This is a genomic window from Emticicia sp. 17c (assembly GCF_037153985.1).
Taxonomy (GTDB): domain Bacteria; phylum Bacteroidota; class Bacteroidia; order Cytophagales; family Spirosomataceae; genus Emticicia.
Map to the genome: position 1 here is coordinate 347,113 of NZ_JBBAYI010000004.1, position 16,628 is coordinate 363,740.

Genomic DNA, 16,628 nt, shown 5'->3' on the forward strand with positions numbered 1-16,628 from the left:
ATTAGAACGAAGTAGGTTGTTCGGGGTTAAAATCCTTAAAAGTTTTCTTAATATTATTGTCAGTAGGCTTGTTTTTAGGCTCCCAAGCAGCATCCAAATCGAGTACTACCAAGCCTTTTAAGCTCATGCTACTCATAAAATCATCAACTTTCCTCAGGAAATCGGGGCCACGGCGCGACGATTTCAGCGAAAAATCACGGGCAAAGATGTCTCCTTTGTTCTGAATCTCATTTTTCTTCTCAATGATATAATTCAGGCGGTCAATCAAATCTTTCATCGATTTCCCGATTACCTCTGTGGCTTCAAGCGTGCTGATTGTCAGTACTGTTGTGCCGCCTAAGGTCGAAGCTAGCCTTTGCTGTTCGGGGCGGTCTTTCGGAATCAGGAAGGACGATAAACTCGTAGTAGCTCCTAAAGAAGCATTAACAATGGAGCGATTCTTCTTGCCCTTTTTGGCCTGAGAATAAAGTTTTTTCAGTTCGGTTTCCTTTTCTTTCATCTGCTCCATTAACTCCCAGCCTCTTTGTAAAGTGCCTCGGTACAAATTGTACAATTTCTGGTCAGTTTCGGCCTCATTAATGGCATTTTTTACCACAAAGTGTATGGTCTTAACATCGCGCTTTTTGGTTTTATCAAGCACAAAAAAGTCAATGTTAAAGCCTAGCGTATCGAGTGGGTCTTTTACAAAATCGTAACTGGGCTTGAAAATAAACTCATACTGATTAGGCGTGTTTTTCACCAGCATGTTTTTCGTAATTTGGGGGTTATCTGTCAGAAAATCAAAGTCTTGGATGTCATCATCACCATTAGGGTCTGACAAGTAGAAACGAAGGCTGACAGTCTGGTTCTCTTTCAATGTAAAATTGCTTTCACGTGGTACTACCACAATTTCAGGTGGCAGGTCTATCTGTGTGGCTTCTACTTTTAAACGCCCTTTTACCTGAGCCTTTGAGGGCTGGTCTTCCACATAAAATTCTATATAAATAGGTTGTGTTTTTATTTGCTTGAATTGTGTAAAAGAGGGTGTCCAGGATACTTCCCCCTGCGACGACATCTTCATGCCCTCGGGCAGTGTTTCCATTGAAGGAACAACCACAATAGGGTCATTGTCTTCATCAAATACAAAATAGCGGTCTATTTTATAGATGTTAGTAGTATTGTACTGTACATAAAAAGGCTTAAGGTCTTTTACCACAGGTGGGCGGTTTACGTGCAGCACTTTAAACTCGACCTTTGCCGAGCTAGCTTCTTCGGCCGAGTCGCATCGAGCCTCAAAAATTACCTGTTGAGACTTGTAGCCCGACAAACGGTCTACAAAATCAAACGAAGGTTTCCAGTAGAACCGGCCTGCCGAATCCAGCTCCATGCCCTCTACTTTTCCTTGTTGAATCGAGAATTGAGCCTTCTGGCAGTTTTTACCCTCAAGCCTGAGCGTAAACGCAACCGGAACTCCCTCTTTCAATTGAGTCCAGTCAGTGCCAGCAGGTAGAACAATTTTTGGTGAGTCTTGTGCGAATAGTTGCTGAAAAAATACTAATAAACTAAAAATCAGTATGTTAGTTCTCATTTTAATCATACAGGTTTGTTAAAAAAATTGGCGAGAAAGTTAAAAAAAGGCTTAACAGTTTACCAACCCTACTTCTATTTGGTGCTTGTTTCCTGCTTGCCCATACCCGGAACAACTACACATGGGAAGCCAAACAAACAACGGTCTTTTATCATTTTTATTACTTCGTCAGGAACGTTTTCTTCCCATCCTTCCTCGCCCTGTTTTATCAGTTCAAGGGTTTTGTTGGTGTCGATAGACAGATTCTTTTCGTTGTAATGATGTATATCTTCTATCTTGTTATTGGCTATCAGATACCGGTATAAATCAATCAGGTGCATAGGCGGTGTAAAGCGCATACAGTTCATGATATTGTTGTGCTGGTAGGTCGGATACACAAAAAGTTTCAGGTTTCTGCTGAACAAGGTGGCAAACGATTCCAGAATTCCTCCTGGCAGGTCTTTATAATGTTGCTCTTCAAAAATGTATTCCAGATTCGGAAACCCAATAATAAGCCCCATTTTAAGTTTCGTGATTTTAGACAGATACGCCACCAGTTTGTAATATTCCTGATAGTTTGAAATCATCACCATCTGGCCCATCGAACACAAAATATCTACCCTGTCCAGAAAGTCCTTCTCATCAATTTCTGCCTCATTCTGTTTTAGCCCCTGCAAGGTAATTTCCGAAAGCACCACTACTTTCTCTTTTTCCACGTCAGGTTCTCGCATAAACTGCTTTCGGCCTGTTTCGAGCATATCCAGATGCACGTTTACCAACGGGCGAAAACGCCCACGTAACACAAGGGCATGCTTGCGGAAAAGTACTTCAGATGGTTGCAGATTTTTGCCGTCAGGGCCAAAAAGAGCAATGTCTGAAAATCCGTAGGTTACTAGTCGTAAGCTCATCAGGCGGTTATCAACGTGCTTGAAATCAGGGCCTTCAAAGCGAATCATGTCAATCTGGATTCTGTCTTTAGAGAGGTCGTCCATCAAAGACAAAAGCAGAATTTCAGGGTCCTGATTATAAAAATAACAGCCATACATAAGGTTTACGCCAAGTGTACCCAATGCCTGATGCTGCAATACGTTATCGTTATCAAGCATTTTTACGTGAATAACAATATCGTTGTAAGGCCCTTTGGGTTTTAGCTGAAACCTTACACCCATCCAGCCGTGTGCATCATTAGTTTTGTGGTAGTTTAAGGCTGCTACGGTATCCGAAAAAGCAAAAAATGTAGATGTTTCGCCTCTTTTTTCGTCCAATCTTTCTATCAATAAGCCATACTCATGGTCTAGCATACTCATGAGGCGTGGCTCACACACATAGCGTCCGTTTTCCATTACGCCATAAATGGCATCAGAGAAAGTCATATCATAGGCCGACATCGTTTTGGCAATTGTATTTGATGCCCCACCTGCTTTAAAAAAATTGGCGGCTACATCTTGCCCTGCACCTATTTCAGCAAAGCAACCGTAAATTTGTTTGTTCAGGTTTATGCGCAATGCTTTTTGTTTTGTGCCCAGATTTTTCTCGTAAATGGTTTCCATTGTTGATGCTTTTTTACTCATATTATTCGTGCCCTCCTTAGCCGATTTCTTCTCTACAAAGGTAGCCGCAAATTTGTACTTTTCCAAGTGTAAATCTTAAAAGCCTGTATATACGGCAATTGGGCTGAGCATACCTTGTTAATGCACTTTTTATGACAAAATTACTTTTTAATAAAATTTTAACGAGCTCTTATCGTTTTTAAACTTTCCGAATATCTAATTTTGAACTTGTAAAGTTTTGACCGAGATATGGTAATAAACCAATTTCAGGCTAGTAGGCTTATTTGTCAGGTATTTAGCTATTACTATACACACTTTTTTCGGTTTGTGATGATAAGTACTCCCTATTATTATATTTAAAAAAAACAATGCTTAAGCGAGTTATATATGTTATACTATTTTTATCCCTGAGTGGACTATTGCTTGTCAATAGGCAAAAGGTAGTTGCGCTTTACTTGCCTAATGCTATCAGCCTGAGTGCAAGCCAAAAAAACATCCCTCCAAGTGCCGACGACATTGTTACCATCGATTTCAGAACCAATACTTACTTTTTCAGATGGGCAAACGACGAGCAGGATGACTGTTTTCATCTACCTCAACAGGCTTATGCTTTTACTAAAGAAAATGTTTTCTCAGGGCTATTCGTTCAAAAAACCTTAAACTTTTTTAAAAAACAATCTATCCATTTACTTAATTGTATGTGGCTTATCTGATACGCTCCTTCCTCTTTATTTATTAATCCAAAACAAAGTAGTGCTACCCTCATGATGTTGGGGGTGTAGCATATACCTGCTTTATGCTGTTTTTATTGGTCTTAATTAACCACATTACCGTGAAAAAATTACAAACTATTGTTTTTCTATGGCTTTTCTGTGTGCAGGCTCAAGCCGCCGGGGACTCACTACGCATACATCTGCGTGAGCTTGAAGAGATATTTTTACAGAAAAATGCCATGCTAATGGCGCATAAGTTTGATATTGAAGCTAACCGCGCCTCCATCATACAAGCTAAATTATGGGAAAACCCCACGCTCTCTTATGAGCAGATGCTCTACAACAACCGCACCAGAAGTATTTTGCCTATTTTGGGGTTAAATGATGAAAAAGGTGCTCCTACTACCGAGCAGGCCGTGCAGTTGCAACAACTGTTTTATCTGGCAGGGAAACGTACCAAGCGTGTAGCTTTGGCCGAAACCAGTACCCAAATGGCCGAAAATGCCTACTACGATGCCTTAAGAGGGCTTAAATATGAACTACGCAATAATTTTTATGACCTCTATTATTTGCAGAACGTACTGAAGATTTATGACGAGGAAATTGCTTCGCTCGTAAAAACCCTTGATGGTATGAATACACTGCTCGAAAAAGGCGTGATCCCTATCAAAGATATTACCCGTGTGAGGGCCTTGAGGTTTACCCTCGAAACAGAACGTAAAGAATTACGTGTGCAAATGATAGAACGACAAGCTAATCTGCGCCTCATTACTGGTGCTCGTACCGAGGTGTTTTTTGTGCCACAGGCCGATAAAAACGCCATTGATGCAGTAAGTATTCAGACGCTTACGCTCGATAACCTCATTAGCACGGCTCTTGAAAACAGACCAGACCTGAAATTACAGCAAAACTCCCTGAAATACGAAGAGCAAAACCTTGTGTATCAGAAAGCACTCAAGGTGCCCGATTTACAGGCGGGCTTAACCTACGACCGGGCCGGTAGTAGTGTGCCTAATTATTTTGCTGCTACTTTTCAGATGAGCCTGCCTGTTTTTAACAAAAATCAGGGTAATATAAAAGTAGCTCAATACAGAATTCAGTCGGCACAAAAACAGGTAGAAACACAAGAACAACGCATCATTACCGATGTGCAATTGGCTTACCGGAAGGCTTTAGAGGCGGACCAGCTTTATAAAACCTACGACAAGGCTTTTATGATTGATTTCGATAAGCTATTTGATAACGTAAAACTGAATTTTGAGAAACAGATTATTTCTATGCTAGAATTTATTGACTTCTATGAATCATATAAAAGCAGTGCCGTGCAAATGAACCGTTTGCAGAACGACCGCATGAATGCCATTGAAGAAATCAATTTTACGGCTGGTAAAGAAGTAATCAGCCTACCTTGAAAGCATAGAAAAGATTAGGAATCAGACAAACTTTTAAAAAAATGAAAAACGCAAAAAAATTAACATATTTAATCAGCTTTCTGGGAATCTCTCTTTGGACTTTTCAGAGTTGTAAAAGTGATAAGAAACAGGAAGAAGGGCCCAAAGAAGCCTTCATGCTGACCGATACCATGATGGCAAAACTTGGCTTTGATGAAGTAGCTTCAAAAGTATTGCTTTCAGAAGTAAAGCTAAGCGGAAAAGTAACAGCCAACGAAGATAAAGTAGCAAAGGTTTTTCCGCGGGTTGATGGCAATATCGAAAAGCTGAACGTACAACTAGGCGATTACGTACAGAAAGGTCAGGTATTGGCTACTATCCGCAGCCGTCAGGTAGCCGAAATGGACAACCAACTCAGCATGGCTATATCGAACCTGCAAATTGCCAAAAAGAATCTGGGCGTAGAGGAAGAATTATTTAAAGCAGGGCTTGAACCCGAACGAAATTTAGTAAATGCACGTCAGGAGGTACAAAAAGCTGAGTCGGAGCTAAAAAGGGTACATGAAACCATGAAGATATATGACCTCGGTAAAGAGGCTACGTATCAGATAAAATCGCCCATTTCAGGCTTCCTTATTGAAAAAAATGCAGTTGAAGGAATGGATTTCAATATCGAAAACATTGATAATTTCTTTACTATCTCTGACCTGAGCGATATATGGGTGTTAGCCGATGTTTACGAAACAGATATTAATAAAGTAAAAATAGGCTACGAATGTGACATTACTACACTGGCCGACCCAGATAGAAAAATAAAAGGGAAAATAGACAAGATATTTAATGTGCTTGACCCCGAAAGCCGTGTTATGAAAGTACGTATTCGCCTGCCTAACCCGGGTTATACCCTCAAACCACAAATGTTTGCCATTGTAAGAGTATACCACGAAGAACCACAGTCAATGCTGGCTATTCCGGCTAAAGCGGTAATTTTTGACAAAAGCAAACAGTGGGTGATGGTATTTAAAGACCGCAAACATATAGAAACCCGTCAGGTAAAAATCTTTAAAACTGTCGGAGACTACGCCTATATAGAATCGGGCTTGAATGCAGGCGAAAAAATTATCTCAAATCAGCAATTGCTGGTATATGATGCCCTGAACGACTAAGCCTTAGTTAAAATATTATTCAAAGATTTTCATTCTAGACACTTACCAATTCATGAAAAAGGTATTATCAGGAGTTGCCCTGTTGCTAAGCTACGGAAGTTTTGCTCAAGCACCTGTAAATCAGAAATTTAATTTCCATTTTCAACAAACAGTTGTTACGCAATACCAACCCGGGGTGCACGCCAGCTATTCAGGTCAAAATAGTTTTTCGACTAAAGAAGAAGCGCAAACTTCTGTTACTTCTACTTTTTTCATAGGAGTAAGGTTAGGTAAAAATACAGAGGTTTACCTGAATCCTGAGCTAGCGGGCGGAAGTGGCCTAAGCAGGGCTACTGGTGTAGCCGGTTTCCCGAATGGCGAAACCTTTCGGGTTGGTAACCCTAAGCCAACGGTTTATGTGGGCAGGGTGTATATAAGACAATATATTCCGCTTACGCATGAAACTACTCAGGCTACTAATGCCATTAACCAGCTAGCAGGCGCACACCCTACCAAGTATTTATCTTTTGTAATAGGTAAGTTTTCTCTGGCCGATTTCTTTGATAACAATACGTTCAGTCATGACCCCCGCACCCAGTTTCTCAACTGGTCGCTTATGAGTAATGGGGCCTATGATTATGCCGCCAATGTTCGGGGTTACACGCAAGGAGTAATGCTCGAATACGTAAGCCCTTCGTTTGCCATTCGTTATGCTGCCGCGCAAGTGCCACTTGAAGCCAATGGTGCTAAGCTCGATGGCAAACTAGGTAAAGCACTTTCGCATCAGGTTGAGGTCGAAAAACCTTTTGGCAATTCCAGAATAAGATTATTAGGCTTTGTTAACAGAGCCAACATGGGAAACTACAAGCTGGCCACCCAGCTAAGCACCCCCGATATTACTGCTACCCGACAATATAGCCGCGAAAAAGCAGGGATAGGGATAAACTTTGAACACCAGTTTTCGGACGACCTCGGTTTTTTTGCCAGAGGCAGCATTAACGATGGGCGTAACGAAACGTGGGCTTTTACAGAAATCGACCAGTCGATAAGTGCTGGTATAGCCCTTCATGGAACAAAATGGCACCGTACAGAAGATACCTTTGGTTTTGCAGTAGTAGCCAACGGTATTTCAAAGGCACATCAGCAATACCTGAATGCCGGTGGTGTGGGTTTCATGGTGGGTGATGGCAAGCTCCACTATGGAACCGAGGATATTCTGGAGATTTACTACCGATATTATCTTCATGAAGACCATTTCTGGATTTCGCCCGATTACCAGTTTATTCTGAACCCTGCTTATAACAAAGACCGTGGCCCCGCCAATGTTTTTGGCGTGAGGGTACATGTTGAGTTCTGATAGAATAACGCTGGATAGTTACTAAAAAAATTGTATCGAATAGCCCGTGGCTGTTCCTTAAGCAAAATTCTTATGAATAAATTCATTAAAAATATTATAGCGTTTTCGTTAAAGAACCGCTTTTTTACTTTCTTCTTCGTAGGGGTGTTATCAATTGCAGGCTTAGTAAGTTACCTGAATACACCTATTGAAGCCTTTCCCGATGTTACTAATACACAGATTATTATCGTGACCGAATGGAATGGCCGAAGTGCCGAAGAAATCGAACGTTTCGTGACTGTTCCCATCGAAGTAGCCATGAACTCAGTGCAGCGTAAAACCAATGTGCGTAGCATTACCATGTTTGGGTTGTCGGTCATGAAGATTATTTTTGAAGATGATGTCGACGATTTTTTTGCACGCCAGCAGGTAAATAATCAGCTCAGGACTATCAGCCTACCCGAAGGAGTAGAGCCTGACGTACAGCCGCCTTATGGCCCTACGGGTGAGATATTCCGTTATACGCTGCAAAGCCCTAATCGCGACTCAAAAGACCTCCTGACGATTCAGAACTGGGTAATTGACAGGCAATTAAGGGCTGTGCCCGGTGTAGCCGACCTCGTTGCCTTTGGTGGCCGCGAGAAGATTTATGAAATCATGGTAAATCCGTTATTACTTCATAAGTATGATATTACCCCGCTTGAAGTATTCAACGCCGTCGAGAAAAGTAATGTAAACGTGGGTGGTGATGTAATTGAGAAAAACGGACAAGCCTACGTGGTGCGTGGCTTGGGTTTATTGACCAAACAGGAAGACATCGAAAATATCATTATCGAAAACATTAACGGTACGCCTATTTATGTCAAGAATGTAGCACAGGTTACGGAATCGAACTTCCCGAGAGTTGGGCAAGTAGGGCTTGACCGTGACGACGACGTAGTGGAAGGTATTGTGGTAATGCGCAAAGGCGAAAACCCAAGCGAGGTTTTGAAACGTGTAAAAGACAAAATCGATGAATTGAACAACAAAATTCTGCCTTCGGATGTCAAAATGGTTACCTTCTATGACCGTGACAACCTCATGAAATTCTGTACTGAAACCGTTTTACACAATCTGGCCGAAGGTATCATTCTGGTAACTGTAATTGTATTGTTGTTTATGGCCGACTGGCGAACAACCGTTATTGTATCAATTATTATTCCGTTGGCTTTGCTGTTTGCGTTTTTCTGTTTAAGGCTAAAAGGTATGTCGGCCAACCTGTTGTCAATGGGAGCCGTCGATTTCGGAATTATCATTGATGGAGCCGTAGTAATGGTTGAAGGGGTATTTGTTGCGCTCGACCACCTGTCGCATAAAGTTGGGATGGAGAGGTTTAATAAACTCTCTAAAATGGGGATTATCAAAAAAACGGGGGTAGAGATGGGAAAAGCTGTTTTCTTCTCAAAACTGATAATCATCACAGCCCTGATGCCGATTTTCAGCTTTCAGAAAGTAGAAGGAAAAATGTTCAGCCCACTGGCATGGACACTTGGTTTTGCTTTGCTGGGGGCTTTGATATTTACTCTTACACTGGTTCCGGTGCTTTGTTCAATTCTATTGAAGAAAAACGTAAAAGAAAAAAACAATGTTATTGTTAATTTCTTCAACAAGGGTATCACCACATGGTTTAACTGGACTTACGCCAACAAACGCCTGAGTGTTCTGGCTGCCTTTGTGGTAATGGGAGTTACTTTTGCCTCAACAGCCTTACTCGGAACCGAGTTCTTGCCTCAGCTAAACGAAGGTGCGTTATGGGTAGAAGCTAAAATGCCAATGAGTATGTCGTTAAACGAAACCGTAAAAATGGTACATACCTTGCGTGATAAGCTAGATAAATACCCCGAAGTAAACGGCGTACTTTCGCAAACAGGTCGTTCAAACGACGGAACCGACCCTTCGGGTTTTTACTATGTGCAAATGCAGGTAAACCTGAAACCTAAAAAAGAATGGACGCGTAAAATTACTACCGACGAACTGATTGAAGAAATGGATAAAGAGCTCAAACAGTTTCAGGGAGTAAATTATAACTACTCGCAGCCTATTATTGACAACGTGGCCGAAGCCGTAGCAGGTATGAACGCCTCAAATGCAGTAAAAATATTTGGTAGTAATCTGGACGATTTAAATAAATATGCCGATGAAGTACTCGAAGCCATTAAAGATGTGCCGGGTATAAAAGATATTGGTATTTTGCGTAACGTAGGACAGCCCGAAATGCGCGTAAATCTGAATCTGAAAAGAATGGCATTTTATGGCGTACAAACCAGCGATGCACAGGCAGTTATCGAAATGGCAATTGGCGGAAAAACCGCTTCTATTATGTACGAAGGCGAACGCAAATTTGATATAAGGGTGCGTTACCTGCAAGAATACCGTAAAGACGAAAACGACCTCAGTAGCCTGCTTGTACCTACTACGCGTGGTACAAAAGTACCGCTGAAAGAAATTGCTACTATTGAAACCGTAACAGGCCCAGCCTTTGTGTATCGTGACAAAAACAAACGTTTTATCGGGGTGAAGTTCTCGGTTCGTGAACGCGATTTAGGCAGTACCATAGCCGAAGCACAGGCACGTGTAGCACAAAAAGTAAAACTTGACCGTGATGCCAGTATTGAATGGACAGGCGAGTTTGAAAATCAGGTACGTGCCAGCCAGCGTTTGGGGCAAGTGGTGCCGCTATGCCTTGTAGCTATTTTTGTGATTCTGTTTGTGATGTTTGGTAATGTAAAAGATGCCGGACTGGTGTTAGTAAACGTACCATTTGCCATGATTGGCGGTATTCTGGCACTACATACAACGGGTACTATCTTTGGTATTTCGGCAGGGGTTGGGTTTATTGCCTTGTTCGGGATATGCGTGCAGAATGGTGTAATTCTGATTTCGGTATTCAATAAAAATCTGGCCGCCCGTATGAACCTCGACGAAGCCATTAAAGAAGGGGTTAAATCAAGGATTCGTCCGGTAGTAATGACCGCCCTCATGGCTGCTATTGGCTTACTTCCGGCAGCAATTTCGACGGGCATTGGCTCAGAAACACAAAAACCGCTAGCCATAGTAGTTATTGGCGGGCTGATTTCGGCTACGGTTCTTACCTTATTGATATTCCCGATTATATACAGATTCTTTTATCGGCACAATGTGCATACCCTCAAGGATTTAGAATAAAAAAATGAAAAATGCCCGATAAAGCCTTGTCGGGCATTTTTTTTAGCATATTTATAGCACCTGATAGTACCTAAGGCCATTTTTATAGTAGATTTAAGCATATCTTTTATTGTACGATGGTAATAGTCAATAAAAGTTAAATACCATTTATATAAAGTACTATTCTGAGAATATCTTGCACATTCAATAGTTTTTCTCGTAATTTCGTGGCAGGATTCAAACAGCAACAAACATGATAAATTCAAAAATAGCGGGTATTGGTTTTTATGTACCTGAGCAGGTAGTTACTAATCAAGACTTAATGAAAGTAATGGACACCACTGATGAGTGGATTCAGGAGCGTTCGGGAATTAAAGAAAGGCGTTATGGAAAAAAGCATGAGGAAACCCCAACCACTATGGGGGCAAATGCTGCCAGAATAGCCTGTGAGAGAGCAGGAATAAAACCGGAAGAAATAGATTTTATAGTATTTGCTACCCTAAGCCCTGACTACTATTTTCCGGGTTGTGGGGTGCTTTTACAACGCGAACTAGGCATTTCACATAAAGAGATGGGGGCCATCGACATCCGAAATCAGTGTTCGGGTTTTATCTATTCTTTATCCGTAGCCGACCAGTTCATTAAATCGGGTATGTATAAAAATATATTGGTGGTTGGTTCTGAAATGCACTCAATGGGCCTTGATTTCACCACACGTGGGCGTAACGTAGCCGTATTGTTTGGCGATGGTGCGGGCGCAGTAGTGCTACAACCTACTACCGAAGAAGGTAAGGGAATTCTGACAACACATTTGCACTCAGATGGCACCTATGCCGAAGAACTGGCACTGATTAGTCCGGGTAGCCATGGTGGGTATCATTTAGGAAAAGAGAAGTTTGGGTTTCCTGAGGCTCTCTATGGCGAAATTTTCGTATACGAAAACCTCATCGAAAATAAAACCTATTACCCTAACATGAACGGGCAACTGGTATTTAAAACAGCCGTAACCAAGTTCCCTGAGGTAATTATGGAGGCCCTCAATAAAGTAGGCATGAAACCTACCGATATCGACTTGCTGGTTCCGCATCAGGCTAACTTGCGTATTGCACAGTTTGTTCAAAAAACACTGGGCTTACCAGACGACAAAGTCTATAATAACATCATGAAATATGGGAACACTACGGCAGCGTCTATCCCGATTGCTCTATGCGAAGCATGGGAGGCCGGCAAAGTAAAAGACGGTGACCTTGTGTGTCTGGCTGCGTTTGGTAGCGGTTTCACGTGGGGTTCAGCCCTTATTCGTTGGTAATAAAATTTTATACCTAACTAATAAAGCCACAGAAGTTGTATACTGTGGCTTTATTATATATCTATACAGGCATTAGTTCTAATAATATTACTTAAGCAGTTTTCGGTCTTTAAGCCAGTCTTCCATACGGGCTGCCCATGTTTCTACGGGGCCTCTGCCTTTTTTCTTGAGCGCATATCCATGCCCACCTTTTTCATAAATGTGCATTTCAACGGGTACTTTATTTTTCTTACAAGCCAGAAAATAAGCAATGCTGTTCTCAGGCTGAACAAAATCGTCGGTTGAACTGATCAAAAAAGTAGGAGGGGTATCTTTGCTCACTTGTTTATCGTTCGAGTACAGTTCTATTTTATCAACCGGAGGGTTTTTTCCAATCAGGTTATCTCTTGAGCCTAAATGCCCGTATCTGTCGCCGAATGAAATTACGGGATATATCAACAACGAAAAGTCGGGTCTTACGCTTACCGAGGGGTCTGTAATTTCGCCTACTTGTGTGTTAAAGTGTGTCGAAGCAGTTGAAGCCAGATGCCCACCTGCCGAAAAACCCATAATACCTATTTTATCTGGCGAGACCCCATATTTAGCTGCATTTTTACGCACTATTCTGATAGCCTGTTGGGCATCCTGCAAGGGTCTTATTTCGTCGTTATCGAATAGTTCTTCTTGTGGCAGCCTATATTTTAGTACAAAGGCCGTCATGCCTCTATCGTTAAACCATTTGGCAATATCGTAGCCTTCGTGGTCAATGGCCAGAATGCCATATCCACCGCCGGGACAAATGATTACAGTGGCATCGGTAGTTTTTTTCTTGGCCGGATACACAATTAAGGCAGGTTGTGTTACATCTTTCACGCGGGTAATACCATCAGTAGTTTTTGAGTCTTCGGGTATTACCTGCCCTTTCAAGCCGGGTGTGGCATCGGTATACAATAGAATTGTCTGGTTTTGAGCATGGAGTTCCGACATAACGTTCATGGCGAATAGCATGAGAAATAATTTTTTCATTAGGTATCTGTTATTTATAAGAGTATATGATAGATGGTGATTTTACAAAGTTGAAAAAAAATATTGTTTCTGACACTTTTCTGCTAATATTGTATAGCTATTTCTTTTAAAATGCTTCCTGTACCTGATAGTTTTTTACAATTTATTCAGCAAATTCAGCCACTTTCTCAGGAGAGTCTGGTAGCTATTTTGCCTTTTTTAACACAGAAAAACTTCATAAAGAAAGACTTTCTGGTTAAACAGGGTAACGTATCTGACGAACTATATTTTATTATGTCGGGCACTGTACGTGAGTATTTTGAAGATGCCAACACCAATGAAATCAATACGTGGTTTGGTTTTGAAAACTCCATTGCGATTTCTTCTTTCAGTTTTTTCTCTCAAAAGCCTAGCCTCACCAACATACAGGCCATGGAAGATACGCACACTATTGTGCTGAAACACGAAGACTTGCAGAAACTTTTCAATCAGTTTCATGAAATTGAACGTTTGGGGCGTTTATTGGCCGAGCAATATCTGGTACAAATCGAAGAAATGAAAATTATCCTGCAAACGCTTTCAGCCAAACAACGTTACGAGTATATCCTCGAGAATAAGCCTGAGTTCATAAAGCGGATTCCTCTCAAATATCTGGCATCTTTTCTGGGTATAAAACTCGAAACCCTGAGCCGCGTACGCGGGCAAAAATAAATAATGTGAATGCAGATGTGCTTTTGTCAGATAATAATTTTTTTCAGACAAATGCGTTTCTTCAATATAGCTGTTCCAACGGTTTCCAGAATCCTGTAAAGCCTATTAAAATCCTTAATTATTTGACTTTTATCAAATGATTTTCTGGATAAAATATATCTACTTTGAAAAACCTTTTATTCAACCGCTATCATTATGAAACAAATCAGCTTTTTACTTGGGCTACTATTGACTACTATTTTAAGTTTTGCCCAGAAAGACATTCAAAAACGTATTCAGACACAGTTTATCATGGCTGAAAATGGCTCTACTATTCAGCTTGACGAAGGCTCGTTTACTTTTCTGGCTAGCCTCTCAATGGAAGGTAAAAAAAATATTACCATTAAAGGAAAGGGAAAAGATAAAACCATTTTATCATTCAAAGGGCAAACAGAAGGGGCTGAGGGCATAAGGGTTTCAAACGCCGAGAATATCATTATCGAAGATTTAACCGTGCAGGATAGTAAAGGCGATGCCGTAAAGACCATGAACGTAAAAGGCATTACTTTCAGAAATGTAAAAACTGAATGGACGGGCGCACCTAAAAAAGAAAACGGTTCTTATGGTTTGTATCCGGTACAATGCGAAAAAGTACTGATTGAGGGTTGTGAGGCTATCGGTGCATCTGATGCAGGCATTTATGTGGGGCAGTCGAAAGATATTATTGTACGCCGTTCAAGAGCATATCATAATGTGGCGGGTATTGAAATCGAAAACTCTTTAAATGCCGATGTATATGAGAATGAGGCTACCGAAAATACCGGAGGTATTCTTGTTTTCGACCTGCCTGATTTGATTCTGAAAAAAGGAGGATACACGCGTGTGTATAAAAACAATATACACCACAATAACCTGCCTAACTTTGCTCCTAAAGGAAACATTGTAGGTAAAGTGCCGGATGGAACCGGAATCCTGATTCTGGCGGCTAACCATGTCGAAATATTCGATAATCAGATTATCAACAACAAGTCGGTAAGTACGGGTATCATTAGTTATTTTACTACCGAAAACCCTATCAAAGACCCTACGTACTACCCATATCCGGTGGCTATTAATATTCATGATAACGTGTACGAACGCCAGCACGTGAAAGCAACTGGTAAGGGGCGGTTCGGGCAGATGTATCGCTTTAAATTGCGCTTCGGTAAAAACGTGCCTCACATTCAATGGGATGGCATCGTTGACAATAAAAATCCTGAAAAAGTGCTTTGTATGAAAAACAATGGCAATGTTACTTTTGCTAATCTGGATGTGGAGCATAATTTTAAAAATGTGTCGAAGGATGCCTCCGTGCATGATTGTACGTTGGAAAGTTTAAAAATGGCAAAAATTGATTAAGAAACGTATCACAGAATGGTATTCTGTGGCTCATTATTATCCATGCAGAAGTCAGTATTTTTTTTGATAGCCTTAGGCGTTTTTGTTCTGTCGTCATTTAGTGAGCAGCATACCCAGCCAACGTATGCAGCAATAGCACCTAAGGAAAAACTTTCAGACTATCATTTTTTTGAAGGTAATATAGCCGAACAAAAGCCGGCTAAGGGTGTAATGCCGTATTCGCTTAATACACCCTTATTCAGCGATTACGCCGAAAAACTTCGGTTTGTAAAGTTACCGGAGGGAGCCAAAGCCATTTATAACAACAAAGAAGTCCTTGATTTTCCGGTAGGAACTACCCTCATAAAAACCTTTTACTATCCGAACGATTTCCGAAATACAGACAAAGGCAGGCATATCATGGAAACTCGTCTGCTTATTCATGAACCCGAAGGATGGAAGGCATGGGCTTATGTCTGGAACGATGAACAAACAGACGCTTATCTGGAAGTGGCTGGCGATACAAAAGAAGTAAGCTACATCGACCTGAACGGTAAAAAGAAAAAGCACGAGTATAGTGTTCCTAACGTAAACCAATGCAAAGGTTGCCATAACAGAAACGAACAGATGTCGCCCATTGGCCCATCAGCCCGACAACTGAATGGAACCTATAAGGCTTGGGGGATACCCGAAGGCACTGAAAACCAGCTTGCTGTTTGGCAGAAAGCAGCTATATTACAAGGCTTGCCCTCACTCGAAAATGTGCCTAAAGCTGCAATCTGGAATAAACCGGAGTCAGGCTCAATTGACGAACGCGCCCGTATCTGGCTCGATATTAATTGCGCTCATTGCCACCGTCTGGGCGGGCCAGCCCAAACTTCTGGCCTCAACCTGAGTATTCATGAAACTGACCCACTAGCTTTTGGTATCCTGAAAACTCCGGTAGCAGCAGGGCGAGGCTCTGGCAACAGAAAATTTGATATTGTACCCGGCAAGCCCGATGAATCTATTCTCATTTATCGTATTGAATCAACCGACCCAGGTGAAATGATGCCCGAAGTAGGCCGGAAAACAACCCACAAAGAAGGTATCGAACTCATTAAAGAATGGATAAAACAAATGAAAAAGTCTTAAACAGTCTGTTTAAGACTTTTTCATTGATATACTGCTTCACACATATTAGCATTCTCATTCATCATCTCATCAGAAATTAGTTTGGCAGTTACCTAAAGCCCTGTACATTTGTTCATCAAATGTTAAAGGTCTATGCAAAAGCTATTTCGTATTTTCACTTCTTTTGCCAATGGGCTATGGGTTTGTCCACGTCAGGGTATAAATAATGGTCGTTAATAGTAAGTCTAGCCATAGCAGCATAAAGCCCGCTCACCGGCAATGAGCTTTTAG

At 41.3% G+C, this 16,628-nt stretch carries 12 protein-coding genes; 9 read left to right on the plus strand and 3 right to left on the minus strand.

Going from position 1 to position 16,628, the window contains the following annotated elements; genetic code table 11:
* Position 1: 1 nt before the first annotated feature.
* Both WAA15_RS11230 and WAA15_RS11235 read right to left on the minus strand, forming a co-directional pair.
* A complete protein-coding gene (locus tag WAA15_RS11230) occupies positions 2-1,567 on the minus strand; it encodes a hypothetical protein (protein ID WP_337042839.1) in 1,566 nt (521 codons plus the stop codon).
* Positions 1,568-1,641: 74 nt separating this feature from the next.
* Positions 1,642-3,096 carry a TonB-dependent receptor gene (locus tag WAA15_RS11235; RefSeq protein WP_337042890.1) on the minus strand — a complete coding sequence of 485 codons (1,455 nt, stop codon included), beginning with the start codon at positions 3,094-3,096 and terminating at the stop codon, positions 1,642-1,644.
* 368 nt (positions 3,097-3,464) lie between these two features.
* Between WAA15_RS11235 and WAA15_RS11240 the strand changes: the two genes are divergently transcribed.
* From WAA15_RS11240 to WAA15_RS11265, 6 genes are all read left to right on the plus strand, one after another.
* On the plus strand, positions 3,465-3,809 hold the full coding sequence (locus WAA15_RS11240) for a hypothetical protein (protein WP_337042840.1): 345 nt from the start codon (positions 3,465-3,467) through the stop codon (positions 3,807-3,809).
* Positions 3,810-3,928: 119 nt separating this feature from the next.
* Positions 3,929-5,221, plus strand: coding sequence for a TolC family protein (locus WAA15_RS11245; RefSeq protein ID WP_337042841.1), 1,293 nt, complete (start codon positions 3,929-3,931; stop codon positions 5,219-5,221).
* Between the two features lie 41 nt (positions 5,222-5,262).
* Positions 5,263-6,366 (plus strand): efflux RND transporter periplasmic adaptor subunit, encoded by a 1,104-nt coding sequence (locus tag WAA15_RS11250; protein WP_337042842.1) that lies wholly within the window; start codon positions 5,263-5,265, stop codon positions 6,364-6,366.
* Positions 6,367-6,418: 52 nt separating this feature from the next.
* Complete coding sequence (locus WAA15_RS11255; RefSeq protein WP_337042843.1) at positions 6,419-7,702, plus strand: carbohydrate porin; 1,284 nt, start codon at positions 6,419-6,421, stop codon at positions 7,700-7,702.
* A 72-nt stretch (positions 7,703-7,774) separates the two neighbouring features.
* Positions 7,775-10,885, plus strand: a complete 3,111-nt coding sequence (locus WAA15_RS11260; RefSeq protein ID WP_337042844.1) for an efflux RND transporter permease subunit — start codon at positions 7,775-7,777, stop codon at positions 10,883-10,885.
* Positions 10,886-11,117: 232 nt separating this feature from the next.
* Positions 11,118-12,173: a 3-oxoacyl-ACP synthase III family protein gene (locus tag WAA15_RS11265; RefSeq protein WP_337042845.1), complete on the plus strand. Its 1,056-nt coding sequence runs from the start codon at positions 11,118-11,120 to the stop codon at positions 12,171-12,173.
* Positions 12,174-12,260: 87 nt separating this feature from the next.
* On the opposite strand, the gene WAA15_RS11270 is transcribed toward WAA15_RS11265, so the two are convergent.
* Positions 12,261-13,178: an alpha/beta hydrolase gene (locus tag WAA15_RS11270; protein ID WP_337042846.1), complete on the minus strand. Its 918-nt coding sequence runs from the start codon at positions 13,176-13,178 to the stop codon at positions 12,261-12,263.
* A gap of 111 nt (positions 13,179-13,289) precedes the next feature.
* Between WAA15_RS11270 and WAA15_RS11275 the strand changes: the two genes are divergently transcribed.
* The 3 genes from WAA15_RS11275 to WAA15_RS11285 all read left to right on the plus strand — a co-directional run bounded on the left by WAA15_RS11275 (position 13,290) and on the right by WAA15_RS11285 (position 16,358).
* Positions 13,290-13,868 carry a Crp/Fnr family transcriptional regulator gene (locus WAA15_RS11275; protein WP_337042847.1) on the plus strand — a complete coding sequence of 193 codons (579 nt, stop codon included), beginning with the start codon at positions 13,290-13,292 and terminating at the stop codon, positions 13,866-13,868.
* Positions 13,869-14,063: 195 nt separating this feature from the next.
* Complete coding sequence (locus tag WAA15_RS11280; RefSeq protein WP_337042848.1) at positions 14,064-15,245, plus strand: parallel beta-helix domain-containing protein; 1,182 nt, start codon at positions 14,064-14,066, stop codon at positions 15,243-15,245.
* Between the two features lie 42 nt (positions 15,246-15,287).
* Positions 15,288-16,358: an SO2930 family diheme c-type cytochrome gene (locus tag WAA15_RS11285; RefSeq protein ID WP_337042849.1), complete on the plus strand. Its 1,071-nt coding sequence runs from the start codon at positions 15,288-15,290 to the stop codon at positions 16,356-16,358.
* The last annotated feature ends 270 nt before the right edge of the window (positions 16,359-16,628 follow it).